At 58.4% G+C, this 22,713-nt stretch carries 25 protein-coding genes; 12 read left to right on the plus strand and 13 right to left on the minus strand.

All coding sequences use genetic code 11. The features are described from left to right. Positions 1-27: 27 nt before the first annotated feature. Entirely contained in the window at positions 28-909 is an 882-nt protein-coding gene (locus AB3X55_11795) for an NAD(P)-dependent oxidoreductase (protein MEX0504270.1), read from the minus strand. Positions 910-1,200: 291 nt separating this feature from the next. On the opposite strand from AB3X55_11795, the gene hpt reads away from it, so the two are divergent. Next, positions 1,201-1,743, plus strand: coding sequence for a hypoxanthine phosphoribosyltransferase (gene hpt / locus AB3X55_11800; GenBank protein MEX0504271.1), 543 nt, complete (start codon positions 1,201-1,203; stop codon positions 1,741-1,743). Between the two features lie 61 nt (positions 1,744-1,804). On the opposite strand, the gene dddP is transcribed toward hpt, so the two are convergent. The 3 genes from dddP to AB3X55_11815 form a co-directional block, all read right to left on the minus strand. Beyond that, the gene (gene dddP / locus AB3X55_11805) at positions 1,805-3,133 is read right to left on the minus strand and encodes a dimethylsulfonioproprionate lyase DddP (GenBank protein MEX0504272.1); all 1,329 of its coding nucleotides are present in this window, start codon (positions 3,131-3,133) and stop codon (positions 1,805-1,807) included. A gap of 126 nt (positions 3,134-3,259) precedes the next feature. Beyond that, a complete protein-coding gene (locus AB3X55_11810) occupies positions 3,260-4,252 on the minus strand; it encodes an MDR family oxidoreductase (protein MEX0504273.1) in 993 nt (330 codons plus the stop codon). A gap of 78 nt (positions 4,253-4,330) precedes the next feature. Next, on the minus strand, positions 4,331-4,486 hold the full coding sequence (locus AB3X55_11815; protein MEX0504274.1) for a hypothetical protein: 156 nt from the start codon (positions 4,484-4,486) through the stop codon (positions 4,331-4,333). A 199-nt stretch (positions 4,487-4,685) separates the two neighbouring features. On the opposite strand from AB3X55_11815, the gene AB3X55_11820 reads away from it, so the two are divergent. The 3 genes from AB3X55_11820 to AB3X55_11830 are packed head-to-tail and all read left to right on the plus strand — an operon-like array spanning position 4,686 to position 5,986. Further along, entirely contained in the window at positions 4,686-5,237 is a 552-nt protein-coding gene (locus tag AB3X55_11820; protein ID MEX0504275.1) for a SiaB family protein kinase, read from the plus strand. A gap of 45 nt (positions 5,238-5,282) precedes the next feature. Then, positions 5,283-5,687 (plus strand): DUF1987 domain-containing protein, encoded by a 405-nt coding sequence (locus tag AB3X55_11825; protein MEX0504276.1) that lies wholly within the window; start codon positions 5,283-5,285, stop codon positions 5,685-5,687. After that, positions 5,684-5,986, plus strand: coding sequence for a hypothetical protein (locus AB3X55_11830; GenBank protein MEX0504277.1), 303 nt, complete (start codon positions 5,684-5,686; stop codon positions 5,984-5,986). The genes AB3X55_11825 and AB3X55_11830 overlap by 4 nt, the downstream gene beginning before the upstream one ends. An 18-nt stretch (positions 5,987-6,004) precedes the next feature. On the opposite strand, the gene AB3X55_11835 is transcribed toward AB3X55_11830, so the two are convergent. Both AB3X55_11835 and AB3X55_11840 read right to left on the minus strand, forming a co-directional pair. Then, on the minus strand, positions 6,005-7,852 hold the full coding sequence (locus AB3X55_11835) for a PAS domain S-box protein (GenBank protein ID MEX0504278.1): 1,848 nt from the start codon (positions 7,850-7,852) through the stop codon (positions 6,005-6,007). Beyond that, a complete protein-coding gene (locus AB3X55_11840) occupies positions 7,849-7,998 on the minus strand; it encodes a hypothetical protein (GenBank protein ID MEX0504279.1) in 150 nt (49 codons plus the stop codon). The genes AB3X55_11835 and AB3X55_11840 overlap by 4 nt, the downstream gene beginning before the upstream one ends. 229 nt (positions 7,999-8,227) lie before the next feature. On the opposite strand from AB3X55_11840, the gene AB3X55_11845 reads away from it, so the two are divergent. Both AB3X55_11845 and AB3X55_11850 read left to right on the plus strand, forming a co-directional pair. Continuing rightward, complete coding sequence (locus tag AB3X55_11845) at positions 8,228-8,815, plus strand: tetratricopeptide repeat protein (GenBank protein ID MEX0504280.1); 588 nt, start codon at positions 8,228-8,230, stop codon at positions 8,813-8,815. A 139-nt stretch (positions 8,816-8,954) separates the two neighbouring features. Next, positions 8,955-9,767: a hypothetical protein gene (locus tag AB3X55_11850; GenBank protein MEX0504281.1), complete on the plus strand. Its 813-nt coding sequence runs from the start codon at positions 8,955-8,957 to the stop codon at positions 9,765-9,767. Here AB3X55_11850 and AB3X55_11855 read toward each other — a convergent pair. Together AB3X55_11855 and pyk are read right to left on the minus strand one after the other, a co-directional pair. Then, entirely contained in the window at positions 9,764-10,723 is a 960-nt protein-coding gene (locus tag AB3X55_11855) for an NAD(P)-dependent oxidoreductase (GenBank protein MEX0504282.1), read from the minus strand. The genes AB3X55_11850 and AB3X55_11855 overlap by 4 nt on opposite strands. 152 nt (positions 10,724-10,875) lie before the next feature. After that, positions 10,876-12,294, minus strand: a complete 1,419-nt coding sequence (gene pyk / locus AB3X55_11860) for a pyruvate kinase (GenBank protein ID MEX0504283.1) — start codon at positions 12,292-12,294, stop codon at positions 10,876-10,878. Positions 12,295-12,467: 173 nt separating this feature from the next. Here pyk and AB3X55_11865 point away from each other — a divergent pair, with 173 nt between their 5' ends. Then, on the plus strand, positions 12,468-13,106 hold the full coding sequence (locus AB3X55_11865) for a LysE family transporter (protein ID MEX0504284.1): 639 nt from the start codon (positions 12,468-12,470) through the stop codon (positions 13,104-13,106). 8 nt (positions 13,107-13,114) lie between these two features. Here the strand turns inward: AB3X55_11865 and AB3X55_11870 are convergent, their stop codons facing one another. Both AB3X55_11870 and AB3X55_11875 read right to left on the minus strand, forming a co-directional pair. Continuing rightward, positions 13,115-13,474 (minus strand): SET domain-containing protein-lysine N-methyltransferase, encoded by a 360-nt coding sequence (locus AB3X55_11870; GenBank protein MEX0504285.1) that lies wholly within the window; start codon positions 13,472-13,474, stop codon positions 13,115-13,117. 78 nt (positions 13,475-13,552) lie between these two features. Then, positions 13,553-14,512: a DMT family transporter gene (locus AB3X55_11875; GenBank protein ID MEX0504286.1), complete on the minus strand. Its 960-nt coding sequence runs from the start codon at positions 14,510-14,512 to the stop codon at positions 13,553-13,555. A gap of 121 nt (positions 14,513-14,633) precedes the next feature. On the opposite strand from AB3X55_11875, the gene AB3X55_11880 reads away from it, so the two are divergent. The 4 genes from AB3X55_11880 to AB3X55_11895 all read left to right on the plus strand — a co-directional run bounded on the left by AB3X55_11880 (position 14,634) and on the right by AB3X55_11895 (position 19,507). Continuing rightward, on the plus strand, positions 14,634-16,007 hold the full coding sequence (locus AB3X55_11880; GenBank protein MEX0504287.1) for a glutamine synthetase family protein: 1,374 nt from the start codon (positions 14,634-14,636) through the stop codon (positions 16,005-16,007). A gap of 171 nt (positions 16,008-16,178) precedes the next feature. Continuing rightward, positions 16,179-17,108 (plus strand): class I fructose-bisphosphate aldolase, encoded by a 930-nt coding sequence (locus tag AB3X55_11885; GenBank protein MEX0504288.1) that lies wholly within the window; start codon positions 16,179-16,181, stop codon positions 17,106-17,108. Between the two features lie 158 nt (positions 17,109-17,266). Beyond that, positions 17,267-17,695, plus strand: a complete 429-nt coding sequence (locus tag AB3X55_11890; protein MEX0504289.1) for a heme-binding protein — start codon at positions 17,267-17,269, stop codon at positions 17,693-17,695. Between the two features lie 195 nt (positions 17,696-17,890). Then, the gene (locus tag AB3X55_11895) at positions 17,891-19,507 is read left to right on the plus strand and encodes a SulP family inorganic anion transporter (GenBank protein ID MEX0504290.1); all 1,617 of its coding nucleotides are present in this window, start codon (positions 17,891-17,893) and stop codon (positions 19,505-19,507) included. A 130-nt stretch (positions 19,508-19,637) separates the two neighbouring features. Here the strand turns inward: AB3X55_11895 and AB3X55_11900 are convergent, their stop codons facing one another. From AB3X55_11900 to AB3X55_11910, 3 genes are all read right to left on the minus strand, one after another. Further along, complete coding sequence (locus AB3X55_11900; protein ID MEX0504291.1) at positions 19,638-19,826, minus strand: DUF4177 domain-containing protein; 189 nt, start codon at positions 19,824-19,826, stop codon at positions 19,638-19,640. Positions 19,827-19,925: 99 nt separating this feature from the next. Next, on the minus strand, positions 19,926-20,255 hold the full coding sequence (locus AB3X55_11905; GenBank protein ID MEX0504292.1) for a DUF4440 domain-containing protein: 330 nt from the start codon (positions 20,253-20,255) through the stop codon (positions 19,926-19,928). A 163-nt stretch (positions 20,256-20,418) separates the two neighbouring features. After that, positions 20,419-21,336: a DMT family transporter gene (locus AB3X55_11910; GenBank protein ID MEX0504293.1), complete on the minus strand. Its 918-nt coding sequence runs from the start codon at positions 21,334-21,336 to the stop codon at positions 20,419-20,421. A 226-nt stretch (positions 21,337-21,562) separates the two neighbouring features. Here AB3X55_11910 and AB3X55_11915 point away from each other — a divergent pair, with 226 nt between their 5' ends. Further along, positions 21,563-22,444, plus strand: a complete 882-nt coding sequence (locus AB3X55_11915; GenBank protein ID MEX0504294.1) for an ABC transporter substrate-binding protein — start codon at positions 21,563-21,565, stop codon at positions 22,442-22,444. Positions 22,445-22,713 lie beyond the last annotated feature (269 nt).

Below are 22,713 nucleotides of genomic sequence, written 5' to 3' on the forward strand. Positions count from 1 at the left end.
TGGAGAGTAAATTGAAGCGCTAACCCCTCAGCCCTTGCGCAGTCGCCTTATCAGCGATGAGGTATCGCCGCGGCCATGGCCCATTTCAGACAGCTCGTCATAGAAGCCGGCGACAATCTCGGTGACCGGCAGCGGCGCGCCGTTGCGGGCGGCTTCCTCGCGGCAGATCCGCAAATCCTTGCGCATCCAGTCGACGGCGAAGCCGAAATCGAATTCATTCCTGACCATCGTGTGGCCGCGATTGACCATCTGCCATGATTGCGCGGCGCCGCCGGAAATGGCCTCCAGAAGCGCGTCGGTATCAAGCCCGCTCTCAATCGCGAAATTCAACCCTTCGGACAGGCCCTGGACAAGGCCGGCGATGCAGATCTGGTTGACCATCTTGGCCAACTGGCCGCTGCCGGCCTCGCCCATGCGCACAACCCGCGCACCATAACATTCCATCACCGGCAAGGCGGCGGCGAAATGATCCTCGGTGCCGCCGACCATCACTGTCAGCTTGCCATTCTCGGCCCCGGCCTGACCGCCGGAAACCGGCGCGTCGAGAACACCAACCCCGCGCTGGGCCCCGGCAGCCGCAAGTCTGCGTGCCACCTCGGCTGAAACGGTGCTGTTGTCGATATAGATCGCGCCGGCATGCATCGCCGGGATCGCCCCGTCGGCACCAAGCGCAACCTCAAGAACGTCCGGATCATCGCCAACACAGGACAGAACGATATCCGCACCGGCAGCCGCCGCGGCCGGGGTCGGCGCATGCGTGCCACCATTTCCCCCACCATGTTGGGCGACCCAGGCCTCCGCCTTGGCGGCGGTGCGGTTATAGACCGTCACCTCGTGACCGGCGGAGGCGATATGTCCAGCCATGGGATAGCCCATGACACCAAGACCGAGAAAAGCGATTTTTGCCATAATGTCGAGATTCCTGTTCAGATTTCCTGTGTTGGTGCCAGTCGGCCAGAGCGCGGCAAGTGCGCCCGGATGACCGTCGGTTCCCTTCATGTGGGCACACCGGGGATAAAGACAATATGCAGCGATGATATGGACAGGCAATATCAGCAGCGGCGAATTGCCAAAATATTGCATTTCGCAAGCCGGGCCATGATGCCTATACTGTGCCGACGATGACGCACGTATCGTTTTTACGCATGCCCCAGCATATGCCCCCACATATGGTCTTTCAGGGGTGACCGGAGCCAAAGCATGACTGTCCTGTCCGCCGAACATGATATCGAAATCCTGATTTCAGAAACCGAGATCGCGGCGCGAACAACGCAGCTGGCGCGCATGATCTCGGAACAATATCGAGATACAGAACAGCTTGTCGTTGTCGGCCTGCTTCGCGGCTCCTTTGTCTTTATCGCCGATCTGGTGCGTCGCCTCGACCTGCCGGTCGAAGTCGATTTCATGACCGTCTCCAGCTATGGCAACAAGATGGTGTCGTCGCGACAGGTCCGGATCATTCAGGATCTGGAGACGCCGATTGCCGGACGTGATGTGCTGATTGTCGAGGATATCATCGATACCGGCCATACGCTGTCGCAGGTTCATGACATCCTGAAGACCCGCGGACCCAAATCGCTTCGTGTCTGCGCGCTTCTCAACAAGCCGTCACGGCGCGAGGTGGAGGTCGGGATTGACTGGGTCGGGTTCGACATTCCCGATGAATTCGTGATCGGCTATGGGATCGATTTTGCACAGCAGGGACGCAACCTGCCGCATATCGGCATCGTCATCAAGAAATAGCCCGCCGACAACAACTGGCCCGAAACGACTGGCCCGAACCGGCTGGCCCGAACCCTTCCCGTCAGGCCAGAAGTGAGGCTTCAAAGGGATAGCGTGACAGCAGCTCGCATCCCGTTTCGGTGACAAGAACCTGCTCTTCGAGCTTCACGCCCTCATGCCCGCCGACCGCGCCGACATAGGCTTCGACGCACAGTGTCATGCCGGGGGCAAAACACCCCTCATAGCCATGTGCCTCGACATCCTCCGGATAGCGGACACATGGATATTCATCGCACAGCCCCACCCCGTGCGCGATCACCCCGTAACGCTGCGCCCGGTAGGCTTCGGGGAGCCGGTGCGCCTTTGCCGTCATTTCGGCAAAACTCATCCCCGGCTGGATGATGTCGATATTCGTCATCACATGATCATAGGCAACATGGTACAGGGCCCGCTGCCGGTCGGTTGGCGCGACGTCTCCGACAATCCAGCTTCGCGAGATATCGCAGCAATATCCATAGGTGCCGACCAGATCGGTATCGAAGGCCATCATGTCGCCTTCCTGCATGATCCGGGGACCACATTCCTGGAACCACGGGTTGGTACGCGGACCTGATGACAGGATTCGTGTTTCGATCCATTCGCCGCCGCGCTTGATGTTGCCGGCATGAAGCGCCGCCCACATTTCATTCTCGGAAATGCCGGGGCGCATCGCCCGGCGCATTTCATCAACCGCCATCTCGCAGGCATGAATGGCACAGCGCATCGCCCGAACTTCATTCCCGTTCTTGATCGAACGGGCATGCTCGGTCAGCATCTGCCCTTCCAGGACATCGACACCACGCTGGACCAGATTCGCATAACCGACATGTTCGATCTTGTCGACGGCAAGACGTCTGTTGTCACCGGCATGCCGGCGCATCAGCGATATCACCTCGTCAACAAAGTGACCTGCCGCCTCGGCTGTCTTGTTGCCGGTTTCGAAATAAAAGAAGCTGGCACCGTGGCGTACCTCGCCAACCAGCGGCAGATGCGCCGACAGATGTTCACAATTATGGAAATCCCACAGCACCATGCTGCCTTCCGGCGGCACATAGCAGGCACGCGCCGCATTGTGCGCGATCCAGAGCTGCATGTTGGTGGTATCAGTGGCGTAACGGATATTCAGCGGGTCGAACAACAGCAGACCGGCACAGTCATGCGCCCTGATCTGTTCCTGAAGACGGGCCAGCCTGTATTCGCGAAGCGCCGGCATGTCGGGCACCTCGAGGCCAGCCGCCGCCCATTCGGCAAAGGCAAGCCCGGTCGGGCCGATTTCAACCCGGTCATTGTCATCCGGCGTCAGGTCGGGCTTCAGATGGGCCCGCCTTGTCGGATCGATCTTGCGATTGGACCCCATAATGGTCTGGTCCATGGCACACTCCCGATCATCGCAGTTGCGTCATGACCGAAAAACAGTGCGGGCATTATCGATAAACGGCAAGTGGTTTTGCCATTGGCCCCAATCGGCACAAGTGGCGGACCAGACCATGTTCACAGCCTAGCGGTTCACATCAACCACGACACGGCCCCTGACCTTGCCATCAAGAATTTTCCGGCCCTGATCGATCACCTCGCCAAGACCGATTTCGCTGCTCATGCCGGCAAGCACATCCATTGGCATTTCAGCGGCAAGCGCGGCCCAGATTTCGGCCCGCTGGTCCAGAGGCACGGTCACCGAATCAATGCCATAGACGGATACACCACGAAGCAGGAAGGGAATGATGCTTGCCTGCATCGTGGCACCTGCCGTATTGCCGAGCGAGGCAATGCCGGCACCATTTTTCATCTGTTTGATGGCGCGTCCCAGGATCTGGCCGCCGACACAGTCTATACACCCGCCCCAGACAGCCGATTCCATGACCTTGCCCGGATCATCCGCCATCTCGGCCCGCTCGACAATGCGCGTTGCCCCGAGTTCGGTCAGATAATCGGCAATTTCAGAACGCCCGGTCATCGCCGCAACGCTGTAGCCGCGCCCGGCCAGCAGCACCGTTGCGATCGATCCGACACCGCCACCGGCACCGGTGACCAGCACCTCGCCACCATCCGGGTTCATGCCGTTCGCCTCAAGCCGCATGATGGCCTGCATGGCGGTAAAGCCGGCGGTGCCAAGCATCTGTGATTCACGCGTTGTCATGCCGTCGGGAAGATGCACCAGACGTTCGGACTTCTCGCTTGCCTGTGTTGCGTAGCCGCCCCACCGCACTTCGCCGCCACGCTGGCCGCCCATGATCACCTTGTCGCCCGGCTTGAATTTCGGATCGCGGCTGGCAGTGACCTCGCCAGCGAAATCAATGCCCGGAACATGCGGGTAATTGCGGACAAGTCCTGCCATGCCATTCAGGCACAGCCCGTCCTTGTAGTTGATGTTGGAATATTCCACTGCGATATCGACATCGCCATCATCGGGAAGCTGCGACACCTCTATCTCGCGCAGCGCGGCCGAAACGGTCTTGTCCTCGGCCTGCTCGACAATTATCGCCTTCATCATGGTTGCCACCTTCATCAGAAATGCCAGACGTCAGAAATGCCAGACGTCAGAAATACCGGACGTCAGAAATACCAGACATCAGAAATCACCCTGTCCACCATCAAACTGCCAGAACACCTGACAAAGGGGAAGTGATGTTTCGCGCGTCCGCGCCGCCCGGAAGCCTGGCGGCATGACCATGTGCGGTGACATTGACACAGCAAGGCTGACGAGCATGCCAGAGTGGCTTTTCACTGGAATGTCCCGTGCCAGCCGCAATGGCCGCTTGGGAAAGGGCGACCGTCACCACAGGCGTGACAGGGTGCGCATCGTCGCGAGCGGCCGCACGAACCGCGCTTTGTGACAAACATAATTTTCCGTCTGCAATCACATTAAACAGATTATAATCGCACCCGCGATGGCGCGCACCCACAGGCAGTGAACCGGCGTTGTGATGGAGTTTGACAGATTTTTTAAGTTCAGCCAGTTGCTGCTGCGGGATGAATTTGTCCTCAGCTATTCGGGATATGTATCTGAGGATATCCTGCTTGCCGTTGGCGACACATTGCGCGAAAGGCTGGAGGATCATGCCCGCGATGGAACACAGATCAGGAATGTTTTCTCGATCTTTGTTGAACTCATGCAGAACATCATTCGCTATGGCGTTGAAGGGCCACAGCCGGGGCCACGTGATGGCGAGAAACCATCATTTGGTATCGTCATGGTTGCCGAGAACGAAACCGGCATGGATGTCATTGCGGGCAATTTCATCGCCAGCGCCGAAGCCAGACAGCTTGTCAAACGTATTGAGATGCTGCAGTCGAAATCACCGAACCAGCTTCGCCAGATGTATCGGACGCGACTTCGTGCAACACCTGATGAACAATCAAAGGGAGCCAGCCTGGGCCTGATCGAGATCGCCCGACGATCGACATTGCCGGTTTCCTGCGAGGTTATGCCAGCTGCTGACGACCTCAGTTTTTTTATGATCAAGGCAACCGTTTAATTTATCCAAACCATTTTCAACCCAGGCATTTATCAGAGCCACCACATGACAGATTTGCATCTTGACGCCACCAGCCGCACACCCGCCATCACGCTTGACCGCAGCGCCGGCATGTTGGCGATCGCGGGGGAATCCTATCCCGAGGATGTCACCAGTTTCTATGCCATGCTGACCACCGCGCTGACGGATTATTTCGCCGGCGGCGGCAAAAGTCTGACAACCCGCATCAAGCTGACCTATTTCAATTCGAGTTCAGCCCGTGCGTTGATGGAATTGCTGGGTCTGCTGGATGACGCCGCAAAACATGGCACGACAATCACGGTCGAGTGGTTCTGCGACCCCGACGATGACATCACACGCGAATTTGCCGAGGATATTGCCGCCGAGGTGCGCCATGCTTCCGTATCCATTCTGGATCTCGACGCAGAACAGGACGATCACCCAGCATGAAGCCCGCAATAGCCCGTATCTACAAGCGCACATTCAGCTCGGCAACAGATGTCGCGGCCTTTCTTGAATCGCTGACGATCATTGAATCGCGGCTGACGGCCGTTGATGTGAAATACCGGGTCTATCATTGTAACGACGATCCGCTGATCCTGTTCGAAATCTGGGAATATCCGGACGAAGACGCCATGGAATGGGTGCAGTCCTCGATGGAGGGCGCCGCCGTTGTGCCACGCCGGTTCCAGCTCGATACCGAGATTTTCACCACAACCGTCAGGGCCGCCATTGATATCGAAGAATGACGGCAGCCAGACCCACCGTCAGAAATGGCTTGGCTGAAACGCGATAACGGCGACATCGTCACGCCGCTCCTCGCGCCCCTGCCAGTTTTTCAAGACCCGGCCCACCATGCGGATCTGTCGCGCCGGATCATTGTCACCAGCCATTGCCAGCCCTTGCTGAAACCGCTTTGTGCCCATAACCCGGCGCGTCGTCTCGCCAATCTGCGTCAGCACCCCGTCAGTTGTCATGAGATAGGTATTCCCGCCCGTGCGGCACTTCACCGATGTCAGTGGCAGCGGCGCGTCATGGACACGGTAGCCAAGCGTGGTCCGCGCCCCGCGATGGCGTGTCACCGCCCCATTTGGCGCTATTTCGAACAGATCAATCGAGGCACCTGCAAATTCCAGCATCTCCTTGCCGCGATCCAGCCTGACGACAGAGCAATCCAACCCGTCATGTCCGGGGCTTTCGACCGTGATGCCAAGCTGGCGGCAGACCCCGTCATGAATCAGCTGGAGAACCCGCGCAGCCGGTGGCGGTGCAGGGGCAGACACGGCGATCGCCTCGAGAACCGACGTTACAATCAGTGTCATGAAAGCTCCGGGAACGCCGTGCCCGGTGCAGTCGAAAAACACCAGATAGTCGATGGTGCCAACCCGGCTGACCCAGTAGAAGTCACCACCGACAAGGTCCTTTGGCTGCCAGATGGTGCGGGTCCTGCCAAGATGTCGACCAAGGGTTTCAGCTGAGGGAAGCAGACCAAGCTGAATGCCGCTTGCATAGCTGATCGAATCCCCAAAGTTCCGGTTTGCCTCGGCAAGCTGGCGTTCTTTCTGTTTGATCTCGCTCACATCCGTGCCGATCCCCCGATAGCCGTGAAAATGCCCCTGCTCGTCAAACACTGGAACACCGCTGATACTGACATGGACCTGCTTCGCCCCGCCTGCCAGCTGATATTCGAAGCGGCGAAACTCACGACGTGCCTCAAGGTTTGCAAGATGTCTTTCAAAGTCGCTCTGGGCATTCGTATCGGCGGCAATTTCAGGCCGTGTGCGGCCAATCACATCGTTCGGCGTCAGGCCGGTGATTTCGAAGAACCTGTCGGAAATAAAGGACAGTCGCAGTTCGCTGTCCATCTCGAAGAACCAGTCACCGGACACCTCGGCAACTTCGCGAAACCGCCGTTCACTCTCGGCAAGCTGTTGCTGTGACCGGTCCAGCTTGCGAAAGAACAGCCGCGCCGCCGCGACAAGCGAATTATAGGCCTTGACGATGGCACCTATCTCGTCGTCGTGAAGCAATGCGGCACGGACGGGGTTGTTTGGCGTCGAGGCCTGCATCGCCGTGCGAAGGACAACAAGCGGGGCCAGCACCCTGGCGCGCAAACCAAGCGACAACACAATGAAGATCACCACAGCAAGGGTGATCATCAGACCGGCAACAAGGCCTGTCTCGACCCAGATCGGCGTCATCAGCAACCTGTCATCGATACGAATCCGGAACTGCAACGTCTCACCGACAGGTGTGGTGACGGTGATGTTGCTTTCCCGCCCGGCTGCATCGACAGCATCACATCCCGGATCCGGAACAGACGCCATCACAGAACCATCCTGAATCATGTCCACACAGGTCACATGGTGCAGGTCGGCAAGCGATCGAAGCAGCCGTGCTGTGCCAGCCATGTCACCGGCATCGAGGCGGTCGGCGACAAGCGGTGCGATGGCTTGTGCCTGCGCTGTCAGCCCGGTTGCAAGCCGGTCATTCGTCTTCGTTGTCCGATAGCTGTGAAAAGCGATGGTTGCGATCACGGCGCCAAGCAAAGCCGCCGCCCCGCACAGCAAGAGGAGTCGCGTGACAAGCCCGGATCTGGAACTGGTGCCTATCATTCCGCCCTTTGCGCGCCAATGACTGCAATATCGAGACGAGCGGCCCAAAGATCGGTTCCGGTCCGGAATTCATCAGACCCGGCCAGCACCGCTTGCGGTGTCGAACGCATTGCGGCAACGGCAAAATTGCGGATTTGTGACATCATGTCAGACCCCTGTAGGGTGCCCGTAGCCGAAAGACATGGGTGCAGAACCGACCATTCAGGACCAAGTATCATTCAGAACCGATTATAGGGTCGTTTCATCTTCTGGAACAAACGCCGCCGGGCTGTCAGGATGCGCATTGATCGCCGGATCCGGAATCGGCGGCGTCATAGTGCGACAATCTCGTGGTCTTGGAAGTTTTCCCAAACGCCCCATATCAGGAATATGACAGTGACCGCATATCTGAAAAGTCTGGCAAGAACACCAATCATTCTTGGTCTCGGCCTGTATCTGTTCTGCATGGCCGGCGCCTTGCCGGCCGCCAGTGATCAGACCGACCCGGCGCTGGACCAGCTGTTCACGGATCTTGTGCGCGCCGGTGACCGGGACGAAGTTGCAGAACTGACGTCGGAAATCTGGGCACGCTGGATTGCCTCTGACGGCGATGCCGATGCCGACAGGCTGATGCAGACCGGTATGGCGCTGATGAACAAGGGCTTGCTAGACGGGGCCGAACAGATTTTCAGCCAGCTTGTCTATCGCCATCCCGATTTTGCCGAAGCATGGAACAAACGTGCGACGGTGCGCTTTCTTCTTGGCGATGATGCCGGATCGCGCCGCGATATTGCCCGCACCATAAATCTTGAACCGCGCCATTTCGGGGCGCTCAGCGGACTTGGCATGATCAACATGCGGAATGGCGATCTGAAGGCGGCATTGCAGGCCTTCGAGGCGGCGCTGCAGGTCAACCCGCACCTTGATGAGGCTGCCGATGTCAGCAAGAAGATACGCAGCCAGTTGCGCGGGCAACCACTTTGATCCGGCAGACCCGGACCGCTTCATACCGCCTCTTCGTGCCCGGCATAGATTGACAGACCGTCCCTAGCCCCTAGAGTGTCGGCATCGATTACGTTTCTTTTCGGCTTTTTTTCGGCCAGACCGACCGGGCGTTGTATTGATGACCCTGATTCTGGAAACCCCGCAGAGTACAATCCACCGCTGTCCGGCCTGTGGGGCGCAATGCGCGGTTGAAAAGGATATTGTTGCGCGGGCGCGCAATGCCGGTCAGCATATCCGGATCGCCTGCCACAAATGCGACGATATATTCCAGCCGATTGATAGCGGTTCACCTGTTCCCGTCGCGGCACGGCCAAGCCGCCCCAACCCGAACATACGGTCGGGCATTTGCAGTGCCTGTGGCAACAGCCTGTCGGTCCCGCCCCTGAAAGCCGACGAGGCGGTGATGGTGGAATGTCCACATTGCCAGCATCTGATGCAACCGGATGAGGTTGGTCACGCCGACGCGCTGGCCGGTCTGCCGCCCGCATCACAACAGCCCTCGGCACGACGAAGGCCTGTCAGCCTATGGCTCCTGCTGGTTCTGGCAGGGAGTCTGATTGCCGGATTCGGGGCCATTGCCATGTTCAGCATCACGCCTTCGATACCAGCCCTGTTTGGAGTGGGGATCAGCGACAGACCGCTCTTCGCGGTGACCGATTCAGGGTTTGAAGCGGCGCTTGATGGCGGTGATGGTGCGGTGCTGGTCACGGTTACCTTTGCCAATCTCGGTACCGTTGCCGGTGCGCCTGAACGGGTATCCGTCACGCTTTTTGATTCGGCGGGCGCGGCTGTCACAACGCGCCCCATTGCCGTTCGCGAGGCGGAGCTGGCACCCGGTGACAGCCGAACAATCACCGCGCGGCTGTCGATGCCGGCTGACGGGATCGCGGATATGACGGTCAGTATTGTCGAGGCGACCGGGACCGACTAGCCGCGGTTGGGCACCACCTCGTAGCCGGCCGCCTCAGGCTCGTCATCGACCATTTCATCCGGAAAGCCCGGTGCCCTTATATCAAGCCCGGTCGCATCCTCGAGGCGGCGAATGATATTCGGTGACCATTCACGATTGCCGTATCGCGCCGCGCCATCCTTGAAGATATCGATCATAAGCGGCGAAATTTCCAGCGGCACCCCGGCACGGTCAGCCAGTTCCTGAAACAGGCTGATATCCTTGATCACCAGATCCATCGTGAAATTGATGTCACGGCTGCCATTCAGGATGACCTGGCTCTCGGTCTCATGGACAAAGGAATTGCCTGACGAGATCCGGATCGCCTCATAGGTCGTGTTCAGATCCAGACCTGTTGCCTTGCAGGTGACCAGCGCTTCACAAAGGGTCAGCAGATTTGCCGTGGCAAGATAGTTTGTCATCACCTTGAGCATCGATGCCGATCCCAGGGGTCCAGTGTGCAGGATCCGGCGACCAAGCACCGTCAGCACCGGCAACATGCGTTCAAAGACCGGCCTGTCACAGCCGGCGAAGATGGCAATATTGCCTGTCGCCGCACGGTGGCACCCACCCGATACAGGGCAATCGACAGCCGATGCCCCGACCGCCGCGACCTTGGCACCAAGGCGCGTCACCTCCGCTTCGTCGGTGGTACTCATCTCGGCCCAGATCTTGCCGGCGGCAAGCCCGGCAAGAATGCCGTCCTCGGATTCCATCACGGCGGCGCTTGCTGCCGGCGATGGCAGACAGGTTATGATGATATCGCAGGCTTCAGCCATTGCCTTTGGTGACTCGCCCCAGGTTGCGCCACCATCGAGAAACGGTTGCGCCACATCAGGGTCAAGATCGCGAACCGTCAGATTGATCCCGTTGCGAAGCAGACTGCCGGCAAGCTTGCCGCCGACATTGCCAAGTCCGATAAAGCCCACATTAACCATCAGACATTCCCCCTTGTTTGGTATTCATGCCCGAAAGTTGAACAGGCTTGTGACGGCAATTGCAATCGCAAACTGACCGGAGCCGCGGCCACCGGAAGGGGCCGGCATCAACAGTGACATGTCATCCCCGAGTGCGGGACCACAGGCGGCGCTCAGATCGTTGTTACCCGCAGGGAATTGGTCGTACCCGCGATCCCGAATGGCATGCCGGCAACAATCACCGCGTGTGATCCTGCGGCGGCGATCTGGCGTGTGGTGATTTCGGTCACGCCCTCGGCTATCGCGGCCTCGAAATCCTCGGTGATGGTGCTGGCGGCGGTCTGTGTGCCCCACAGAATGGCAAGCCGGCGCCGCACCTTGATAAAGGGTGACAGCACGAAAAACGGAATCCGGGGGCGTTCGCGGGCGATGCGGACAGCTGTATTGCCAGAGGTTGAAAACGCGATGATCACCTCGGCGCCAACCGTTTCGGCCAGCGACACGGTGGCCAGCGCAACTGCATGATACAGGCTTGGCTCGGTTGGCAGTTTCGGGGGCGCGGTTTCGGGATGTCCGGCGATGTGCAGCTCGGCTGCGGCCACAATCCGCGACATGATCTGAACCGATTCAACCGGAAACTCGCCGACGGCGGTTTCGGCAGACAGCATCACGGCATCCGCCCCGTCAAAGACCGCACCGGCCACATCCGACGCCTCGGCACGGGTTGGCGTTGGACTGAAAATCATTGATTCCAGCATCTGGGTCGCCACCACAACCGGTTTGCCAACCATCCGGCATTCGGCAATGATCTTTTTCTGCCAGCCCGGAACATCCTCCGGTGGCAGTTCAACACCAAGATCGCCGCGTGCCACCATGATGCCGTCCGCGGCCGCGATGATATCCGACAGCTCGGCAAGCGCGGCCGGCTTTTCGATCTTTGCCATCAGCGCCGCGCGGCCGCCAATCCTTGCCTTCACATCCAGAATGTCGCTGGCGCGCTGAACGAAGGACAGCGCCACCCAGTCCACGTCATGGTCCAGCGCAAAGGCCAGATCGCCATGATCCTTTTCCGTCAGTGGCGGGCTGCCAATCACCATATCCGGCAGGTTCACACCCTTGCGGCTGCTCAGCGGACCACCGACCTCGACAATGGTGGTGAAACTGTCGGTGTCGATGGCGGTCACCCGCAGCACCAGCTTGCCATCATCGATCAGCAATCTGGCACCCGGCTGCAGCGCGGCAAAGATTTCCGGATGCGGAAGCCCGACACGGGACGCATCGCCCGGCGTTGCCTCGCCGTCAAACCTGAAACTGTCACCAACCTTCAGCACCACGCCTTCCGCCACTTCCCCAATGCGGTGTTTTGGCCCCTGAAGGTCGGCCAGAATACAGGTCGGGCGGCCAGTCACCTCTTCAAGGTCGCGAATGGCGCGAATCCTGTCGGCATGCTCGGCCTGTGTGCCATGCGAGAAATTGAGCCGGAACACATTGACACCAGCCTCGGCAAGGGCATGCAGCATGTCAGGCGTGCCACTCTTGGTTCCGATGGTGGCGACGATCTTGGTGGCACGCTTGGTTGATGAAGACAACATCGGCTCTGATCCTGTGAAATGGGGCACGAGCCTTCCCCCGACCCGCTATCATCGCGGAAGTCTAGGCGGCGGCACTTGAATTGCAAGTCAAAGACGCGCCAGAATGGGGTCATCCCGGTTCCCTGTTGGCAAATCACGAACATAACGGCAGCAATACAGGCGCTTTCACCCCTATGATCCCAGCCTTTGAACTTCTCGGCATGGCGTTCCTGCTTGGCTTTATTTTCAACGCCACCCCGGGCGCTGTCTTTGCGGAAACGATCCGATATGGTCTGTCCGGCGGATACAGGGCGGCACTGTCGGTCCAGTTCGGATCACTTGTCGGTGACGCGGTGTGGGCCATTCTTGGTCTTGCCGGGATCGGCCTGCTGCTGCAGGCAGAGACATTGAGGGTGCCGGTTGGCATTGCCGGCGCCGGCTATCTGGCGTGGCTGGCCTGGGACAGCTGGCGGGCCAGCCAGAGCAAGGCCGAGGAGATGCCGCAACGTCAGGGGACCAGCGCGATGCGATCCGGCATCGTGCTGTCACTGTCGAACCCACAGAATGTTGCCTATTGGGCGGCGCTTGGCAGCGCCTTTGGCGCGCTGGGAATCAGCAATCCGGACAGGACCGACTACACCATCTTCTTTTGCGGCTTCATGGCCTCATCGGTGGTCTGGTGCTTTGTCTGCGCCGGGCTGATCAGTCGGCTGTTTGGTGGCCGGGGCGGACTCTGGCGGGTCTGGACATACCGGGTCTGCGCGCTTGCCTTTGCCTATCTGGCGATTGGTACGGCGCGTGAGGTGATCGCGATACTGGCAGCGTCCGGCTAGCCTGTCGGCTACGTCTCGGCACGGGTTGTCCAGTAATCATCGCCATAATCATGAAACAGCTCTTCGCCGGCCTTGATGTCGCGATCGGCATAAAAGCGAAGGAAGCGGTTGTCGGTCTCGTCGACCTCCCATTTGGCGTTGCCGGGGGTGGCATGGTTGTAGAGCATGCCGCACCCCATCACGACGAGATAGTCGTTTGGATCGTCCGGGCTGGTAAACAGATAGTCATTCAGACGGTTCGCCTCCTGCAGATCGTCATCATCAATGACGATGTAGGGACAGCGTTCAAGCGTCTCGCCAGCAGCAACATCCACAAGGGCGAAGACACCAAGCCCATGTACCGGAGATTCTCCGACCGTGATTTTCATGATTGGTCCCGATCCTGTATTGCCATATGCGCGAGGCCAAAGATGTACTGAATTGACAGTCTGCTGTCAGCCGCTTTGTCAGGGCGATGGTGACGCAAGAGGACGCCGCCGTTCCCGCACCGCGGTGATCATGCCGGCCGCCGCGATCATCACCATGCCAAGAATCGCCAGCCGGGTCGGCCAGCTGTCGAACAGCACCCGGCCCCACACCGCGATCAGCAGCAAATAGGTAAAATCGAGAGGTGCCAGAAGCGAACTGTCGGCTGTCTGATAGGCCCGGCTGAGAAACAGGTTCCCGAACAGATTCAGTACCGCCAAAATCGCCAGCATGCCAACCAGCATGGTCGTGACCTCTGGCCAGCTGACAAGAATGAAGGGGACCAGCTCGCGCCATGTCGGATCGACAGGCAGCCAGCCCACCGCCACAGCGCCGACAAATCCGGTCAGGATGAACAACAGGTTCACCATACAGACAAGCGCCAGCGGACTTTCATTCCGGCAATAGCGTCGCAGCACCAGAATATTGCAGGCATAGAAGAAGCCAGACAGCACAGGAACGGCCTGAAACGGCGTAAAGGCATCGGCAAACGGGTTCAGCACCAGCAGACAGCCAGCCGCACCAAGAAGCAGCGCGCCAATCCGCCAGGGGCCAATGCGCTCGCCAAGCACCGGCCCGGCGAGAAGGGTGACAAACAGCGGATAGGTGTACAGGCCGGTTGCCATCTGGGTCACTGTGATCTGCTGCGCGGCGCCAAAGAAACACACCATGCACAGGGCCAGCAGAACACCGCGCATAATGGCCGGTCCGAGCCGTTGCGGCCACAGCAGCCTGAGTCCACCCGTGAAAACAGCCAGACCGACGAGGATCGTCAGATTGAAGGATGAACGAATGATCTGGAGTTGCCAGAAACTGGTCTGAGGGGCGACGAATTTCACAAGCGAATCCTGAAGTGACAACAGGCTTACACCGACAAGCAACAACAGCAGGGCCAGCATTGGCCTGTCACCCTGCGGTTGCTCGAAAATCGACACCTTCATACGCTGTCACCACCTGCAGCCACCATTCCTGCCGCAAGCCTATAGACGAGTGTGGCGTGAGGCGACCAAAATCACCATCACGTCAGGTCTGCGGCCCTGTCCTTGCAATGCCGGTGGCAGTGTGATTGCATCACGCAACAGCAACGCATCACGCAACAGCAACGACAGCGCAGCATCATCGCAAGAGAGGCCGGTCATCGTGACGACGACAGACTATTCATTGCCACAGGGAACACATACCGTTGCCCTGGGACTCGGAGATCTGAACGGTATCATGCGCGGCAAGCGCATCCCGGCGGCGCAATGGGACAGGATCTGCCAGTCCGGCAACGCGCTGGCAATGTCATTGTTCACCATGGATATGACGTGCGATATCTGGGACACGCCGGTGGTCAATTTTGAAAACGGCTTTCCCGATTGCCATATCTTCCCGCTTTACTCCCCGGTCTCCATTCCGTGGGAACCGGGGGTGGCGCTGTGTTTTGCGCGTGCCGAAAGCATGAACCATAAAGCGCTGTCCATCGATCCACGCCAGGCCCTGGTCCGGCAAATCGCACGCGCCAATGCGATGGGCATTGAAATTCATGCCGGCACCGAACTGGAATTCTATCTTCTGGACCCGGAAACAGGCTTGCCCTTCGACAGGGGCAATGATTGCTACGGTTTGGACCGGGCCGCAGAACTTGAACCGATCCTTGGGCCCATTCGCGAACATATAGAGGCCATGGGCATTCCCATCGAACAGTCAAACCCGGAATATGCGGCTGGTCAGGTCGAGGTGAATTTCCGCCATGATACCGCTCTTCTGGCGGCGGACCGGGTGGTCATGTTCCGCTCGCTGGTCAAGCAGCTGGCAGCGCGGCATGGCTTTCATGCCAGTTTCATGGCCAAACCCTTTCTTGCCGAAAGTGGCAACGGGTTTCATGTCCATTATTCACTATGGTCCGAGGGACGGAACATCTTCTCCGAAAAGGGGCAGCTGAGTGATGCCGGTCGACATTTCCTGGCCGGCATGCAGCACCGGATGGCCGAGATGTCGATCTGCGGCGCAATGACGGTCAATGGATATCGCCGCCGCCAGCCGCAATCATTCTGTCCGACCAACGCAAGCTGGGGATTTGACAATCGCACCGTCGCGCTTCGCGTGATTGAAGGACATGAAAGCGCCACCCGAATCGAAAAGCGTGATGCCGGGGCCGATTGCAACCCCTATCTGCTGCTGGCGGCGGATATCGCCGCCGGTCTTGACGGTATGGAAGCGGCAATGGAACCGACGGACGTCACGACCGGGAATGCCTATCTTGATGGCTCCGCCCCGCCAATCCCCCTGCAGCTTGACGAGGCCATCCGCCAGGCCCGTGCCTCGGCCTGGCTTGGCGAGATTCTCGGTGCCGATCAGTATGAAATTTGGCTTCAGCAGGCGGAACGCGAACTGGATTTCTTCTGGCAACAGGTCACGCCCTTCGAGACCGAGAGGTATCTGCGGGTGTTCTGATGCCGCCCCGGACACCGGCAAGCAGCATCTTTTGAGTGGTTTTTCCTGTCGAAATGCCTATAACTTTACAGAGATGCGGGTGGCTCGTGTTTGTCACATTGTGACGATTGGGGGACACGGGCAAATACCCGCATCGCAAAGCATCAGACCACCTGCCGTGAGGTATCCCCGATGAAAATCACCCGCAAAGTCAAAGCCATCCTCGACAATTATGGTGCCGACAACCCAGGCGTGAAGGCCAATCTGGCGCGCATCCTGATGCAGGGTCGGCTTGGCGGCACCGGCAAGCTTGTCATTCTGCCAGTCGATCAGGGCTTTGAACATGGCCCGGCGCGAAGCTTTGCCGTCAACCCGGACGCCTATGACCCGCATTATCATTTTCAGCTTGCCATTGATGCCGGTCTGTCGGCCTATGCCGCGCCGCTGGGTATGATCGAGGCAGGTGCTGATAAATTTGCCGGGCAGATCCCAACCATCATGAAGGTCAATTCGTCGAACTCTCTGGCTCGTGGCGGTGATGCGCCAAGCCAGGCCATTACCGGATCGGTGGCCGAGGCGCTTCGTCTTGGATGCAGTGCCGTCGGCTTTACCATCTATCCGGGGTCCGATGCCGCCTTTGACATGATCGGGCAGTTTCAGGACATGGCCGCCGAGGCCAAGGCGCTTGGCCTTGCCGTGGTGCTGTGGTCCTATCCGCGTGGGGGCGGGCTGAGCAAACCGGGCGAAACGGCACTCGACGTTGCCGCCTATGCAGCCCATATGGCGGCGCTTCTCGGTGCCCATATCATCAAGGTCAAGCCCCCAACAGACCATCTTGAGCAGGCGGCGGCAACATCGGTCTATGAATCTGTCGGCGTGCCGCGTGACACGCTGGCCGCGCGCACCCGCCATATCATGCAGGCATCATTCGCCGGACGCCGGATTGTTGTCTTTTCCGGTGGCGCGGCCAAGGATCGCGCCGGCCTGATGGAGGAAATCCGCGGGCTTCGTGATGGCGGCGGCAATGGTTCAATCATCGGGCGCAATACGTTCCAGCGCCCCCGCGAGGAAGCTCTCGACCTGCTCTCGGAAATCATCGGGATCTACAAATCCGGCACCTGACGCCGGTAGGCCGGTACACCCGGCTGACAATGCCGACGATCCCCGTCGGGTGGACAAAGCTGACCAGGGTGCCTCATCAGGCATTTGGACACGGTCCCGTTTCTGTTCCGGCGCGCATCTGGCGCACAAGATGCCGGCCAATCAAAAGAGGTACAGATATGAACATCACACTTCAGCAGGCACGGACAGTTGTCGAAGCGTCGCTTGCCAAAGGGCGCGAGATGGGGTTGAAGCCGCTCAGCGTCGTTATACTCGACAGCCGGGGCGCGCTTGTCGCGGCATTGTCGGAGGATGGCTGCAGCCAGCTGCGGGCAAAGATCGCCCATGGCAAGGCGAATGCCGCCATCGGCCTTGGCATCGGAACACGAGCCCTGATGAACCGTGCCGAACAGCAGGCCTATTTCATTCAGGCCGTCAATGGTGCCTTTGGTGGCGACATGGTACCGGTTCCCGGTGGCGTGCTGATCCATGATGATGGCGGAACGCTTGTTGGCGCGATTGGCATTTCCGGCGACACGTCGGACAATGACGAGGCGGCGGCGCTTGCCGGGATCGCGGCGGCCGGCCTGACTGGCAAAGTGGACTGACTGGCAAAGTGGACTGACAGGGATCCAGCGCAAGACATCACAGCCCGCACGGGAGAAGCCGGCGGAAAAACCGGATCTGGAGGGTGGCCATCTGAGGTGCCGCCATGTACACAGGGGCGCACAGACGGGCGCGGTAGAGCGAACGACGCGTCCAACCCATCTTTTCTCCGTTCCCGAGACACAGACCCTTACCTCATGTCATTATTCAAGTCTGGCCGACTTCACCGGCTCGTTTGTGGTGAATTCTATAACGACAGTTCCCGCCCCCGATTGTCGTCAAAGCAGCTTTCCATCGAAATATTGTCCGGCCTTACCGTGTCTCTGGCGCTGGTGCCAGAAGCGGTGGCCTTTGCCTTTGTTGCCGGTGTGGCGCCACCGGTCGGACTCTATGCGGCATTCATCGTCGGCCTGATTACGGCGCTCTTTGGAGGACGGCCCGGTATGATTTCCGGGGCCACGGGCGCTCTGGCTGTCGTGATGGTGGCGCTGGTCATGGAACATGGCGTCCAGTATCTGTTTGCCACCGTGATACTGATGGGCATTCTGCAGCTGATTGCCGGCGCTCTGCGATGGGGCAAATTCATTCGTATGGTCCCCTATCCGGTGATGATCGGCTTTGTGAACGGTCTTGCGATCGTGATTGGGCTGGCGCAGCTGGAGCAGTTCAAGATTGCCAGTCCGGATGGCGGCACACGCTGGATGGACGGTCAGATGCTGTACACCACCATCGGCATGATTGCGTTGACCATGCTTGTCATCTGGCAGGCACCGCGTCTGACGAAACTTGTTCCGGCACCACTCGCAGCCATCGGCATCGTCACTGCCATTGTGATCGGCTTTGACATCGACGTGCCGCGCGTCGGCGACCTTGCCAGCCTGTCGGGGGGACTGCCCGCCTTCGCCATCCCGACGGTGCCATTCACCGTCGAAACATTGGCCATCATCTTTCCCTATGCGCTGATCCTGGCGGCCATCGGTTTGATTGAAAGTCTTCTGACCTTGAATCTTGTCGGTGACATGACCGAACAGCGCGGCGGTGCCTCGCGCGAATGTGTGGCCCAGGGCGCGGCCAATTTCGTGACCGGCTTTTTTGGTGGCATGGGCGGCTGTGCGATGATTGGCCAGTCGATGATCAATGTGAAGTCCGGCGGTCGCACCCGCATTGCCGGTGTCGCCGCGGCACTGTTCCTTCTTGGTTTCATTCTGTTCACCGCATCGCTGATCGAGCAAATTCCCATTGCCGCGCTTGTCGGGGTGATGTTCATGGTTGTTATCGGTACCTTTGCCTGGCATTCCATCACCACATTGCGCAAGGTGCCGCGCGCCGATGCGCTGGTCATTCTCACCGTCACCGCTGTCACCGTGGCCGAGGATCTGGCCATTGCGGTGGTTGTCGGGGTGATCATGTCGGCGCTTGTCTATGCCTGGAACGCGGCCAAGACCATTCAGGCGTCCAAGCGCCCCTCTGTCCGGGAAAAGGGGGCCATCGTCTATGACATCAAGGGACCGCTATTCTTTGGTTCGGCAACCGGGTTTCGCGAGCTGTTCCAGATCAAGGACGATCCCGCCACGGTGATCATCGACTTTGCCGGATCCCGCGTTGTCGATCAGTCAGCCCTTCAGGCCATCGAGGATATCGCCGCCAAATATCACGAGGCCGGCAAGACCGTGATGCTCCGCCATCTGAGCCGTGACTGCCACAGGTTGCTGTCACGGTCCGGACAGCTGATCATCGGCAGTGACGACGACCCGGAATATCAGGTGGCTGTAGACTACCGCGTGCGGCAGGGGGCATTCGACACCGGCCACTGACCCGCCTTCATGGCGACGTCGGCGCTGACCGGTTTTGCCAAAAACTCACCCGGCCGAGGTCACCCGGCCGGGCCGTCAGGAGTGGGGTTGCGTTGGCAAAGCCAGATTGCCTTGCCTTGATGATGCGCCGTCAGGCAGGTCGTTTGAAGATCAGGAAGTTGTTGTTGACGCCGTCATTCATGCCCTGGCCGACGAATTCCCAGCCTTCCTGGCCAAGCTCGTTCAGATCCTTTTCAAACTTGTCATCCTTGATGCCCTTGAAGAAGCCCTTGTAATTGTCTCGATTGGCCTCGAGTGTCTTATATTCCCAGCGTTGCATCTGATCTTCCTTTCACAAGTCTATAGATCTATACCGAATACGTGGTGTGGAAAATGAGTGTGTTCAACCCCCTTCGCCGGCAAAAAGAGCGCTGCGCCATCAGTCCAGCGATGTGGCCCCCGTCTCCATCCGGATGATTTTGCCGTCCTTGAGCATGGCGACCAGCATCACGGCCTCTCTGGTGTCATCGGGATAGGACATGAAGGAATGCTGCACCAGAATATCGTCATTCTCATAGACGCAGCGTGAGGAGTCCTGGATGAATTTGGGGTTTCCCATCATCCCGGTCGCCATCGGTGCCCATTCATCCTTGGAATAGCGACTGCCCGACTTGTGAAAAATCACTGTCAGATCTTCATGAAGAAGGTCCAGATATGCTTGAACATTTCTTTCGGCGAATGCCTGGCTCAGCGCCTCATATAAAGACATGGTCGAATCCTCTCTTGCAGATTGTTTGTGTCATGTAAATGGATCTGGTGCGTCTGCGAATCTGTCACAAATGCCATCAGAATCAAAGACCCCATGCCCAAACACATCTTGGCGGAGCGGCTGCAGTTGATCGGCATATTGCCAAAAGCACCTGCCGGTCCGGCTATTTCTTGAACACCCTGGACAGCAGAAACCGGGGACGCAATCCAATGTCAGGCCGGAATGTGCCCGTTGACAGCACCGGTTGAAGCGAGTCGGTCTTTGTCCATTCCCGTCTGACGATATAGAGACCGCTGGAAATGATCAGAAGGGCGCCGATCGTAAAGGTCCAGGTAAGGTTTTGCTGAAAGAACATGCTGCCGAAGATGCCGGCCCAGATAATCTGGGAATATTGCATCGGGGCCACGACACCCGCGCTGGCTTCCCTGAACGCTATCGTAATGCAGAACATCGCCAGAAACCCCAGCAGGGATATAAGCGCAATGCCACCAAGATGGATCAGTGGCATGGGTTCATACACGGCCGGCAGGATCAGGCCCATGATCAGGAAATTGCCAATCAGCGGATAAATCAGCATCACCGATGTTTTCTCGCGCTGACCGATCTTGCGCGTGATCAGCGCATTGGTTGCCGAGGCCACTACAGCGCCAAGACAGGCAAGATGTCCCACATTCATGGATGTGGAACTTGGCTCCAGGACCACCATCACACCAAGAAAGCCGACAAGAATGGCACACCAGCGATGGAAGCCGACAGGCTCGCCAAGAATGGGAATGGACAGAGCCGTGATCAGAATGGGGGTCAGAAACAAAAGCGCATATGTCTGGGCAAGCGGCAACACCGAAAAGGCGAAAAAAGCGCAAAAGCCGGTCAGGGAGATCGCCAGGACACGGACCAGCATCAATAGCGGATAATGTGGCCACAAGCTTCCTGTCCGCGGATTCCTGAGGATATACAGGGTCACCAGCGGAAAGGAAAAAAGTACCGAAAAGAACAGGATCTGGAAGGGCGAGTAAAACGAGCCGAGATATTTGATGATCACATCATGCGTTGAGTAGAGGGCAAACCCAACCAGTGACATGACGAGACCATGCAATGATGACTTAGACTGTTCCAAATCTTACTTTCTGATAAAAATCTGATGCCCGAATGTAGCGTGATTTCCAGTCACGGGTGAAGCCGGAAATGCCGCAGGTTCACGTTTGTGTCGCGGACCTGCGCATGTGTCTGTTCGCGCAACAGGAGTAATTTGTCGACCCGGAGCAACAATGGTGACATAGTTTCACGCCCAATTCGGAGAACTGTCCATGCCTAAAATCCACATTCAATTCACATTGTTTTCAGCTTTCTATTCGCCCTTGATTTCCACCATGACGGGAAATTTTCTGGCGGATGAGGGGTTTGAGTATGAATGGAGCGTTGCCGAACCCGGGGTGTCCGCTCTGGAAGCGCTGGCAGACGGAACCGCGCAGGTTGTGCAATCCACGATCAGCCAGGGATTTTCGTCGCTGGAGAACGGTCGCCCGCCTGTGGCTCGGCACTTTGCGTTGATCAACAATATGGATGGGTTTTTCATCACTGGCCGGGATGCCGACAGCAACTTCAACTGGTCCTCTCTGGAGGGTGCTGAGGTTCTTGTACACCACGGTGGTCAGCCAATGACGATGTTCAGATATGCGTGTCACAAAGCCGGTATTGATATTTCCAAGATCACCATCATCGATGCCGGCAATGCCAAGGAAATGGATGCCGCTTTCCGTAATGGACACGGCAAATATATCCATCAGCAGGGCCCCGCCCCGCAACAGCTCGAGGCAGACGGTGTCGGCCATGTCGTAGCGGCACTCGGCCCCATGGTAGGGGCCTGCGCCTTTTCCAGCGTGGCCGCCATGCCCGATTGGCTGGACTCGTCCGATGGTGCAGCCTTTTGCCGTGCCTATGCCCGCACCCGTCACTATATGGCGTCGACACCTGCTGCGGAAATTGCCTCGGCGCAAAAGCCCCTGTTCCCCAGCATCAATGAGCCCGTGTTGACGCAATGCATCCATGCCTATCAGCAGATGGGATGCTGGCCGGTTGACATGGCGATTTCGGATGCGGGATATAACGCGATGCTTGATATATTTGCGTTTGATGAAAAGATCACCAAACGGCATGACTATGAGTCCATCTGTTATCGTGGGATCTAGAAAGCCTGCGGTGCCAGTGCGGCTGAAGCCCTTTAACGCATTCCTGTGAAGTCCGGGCCTGGATGTTGTCATCGAGGCCCGTCGCAATGTTATCCGCCACTCAAGCAGGGTCAGCGGCTAGAGCTGCCCAATTCAGCAGTGATTGACCAACTGTTTGAATCAAGGTGCTTTATGGCAGGTGAAATACGGAAGATGGTGCCCGCTGAGTATAGTGGTTCCCGATGTAGGCACTGACATGCACTGATATATGAGCAATACCGCCAGTCTAC

The sequence above is a fragment of the Alphaproteobacteria bacterium LSUCC0719 genome (assembly GCA_040839025.1).
Lineage (GTDB): Bacteria > Pseudomonadota > Alphaproteobacteria > Puniceispirillales > Puniceispirillaceae > UBA8309.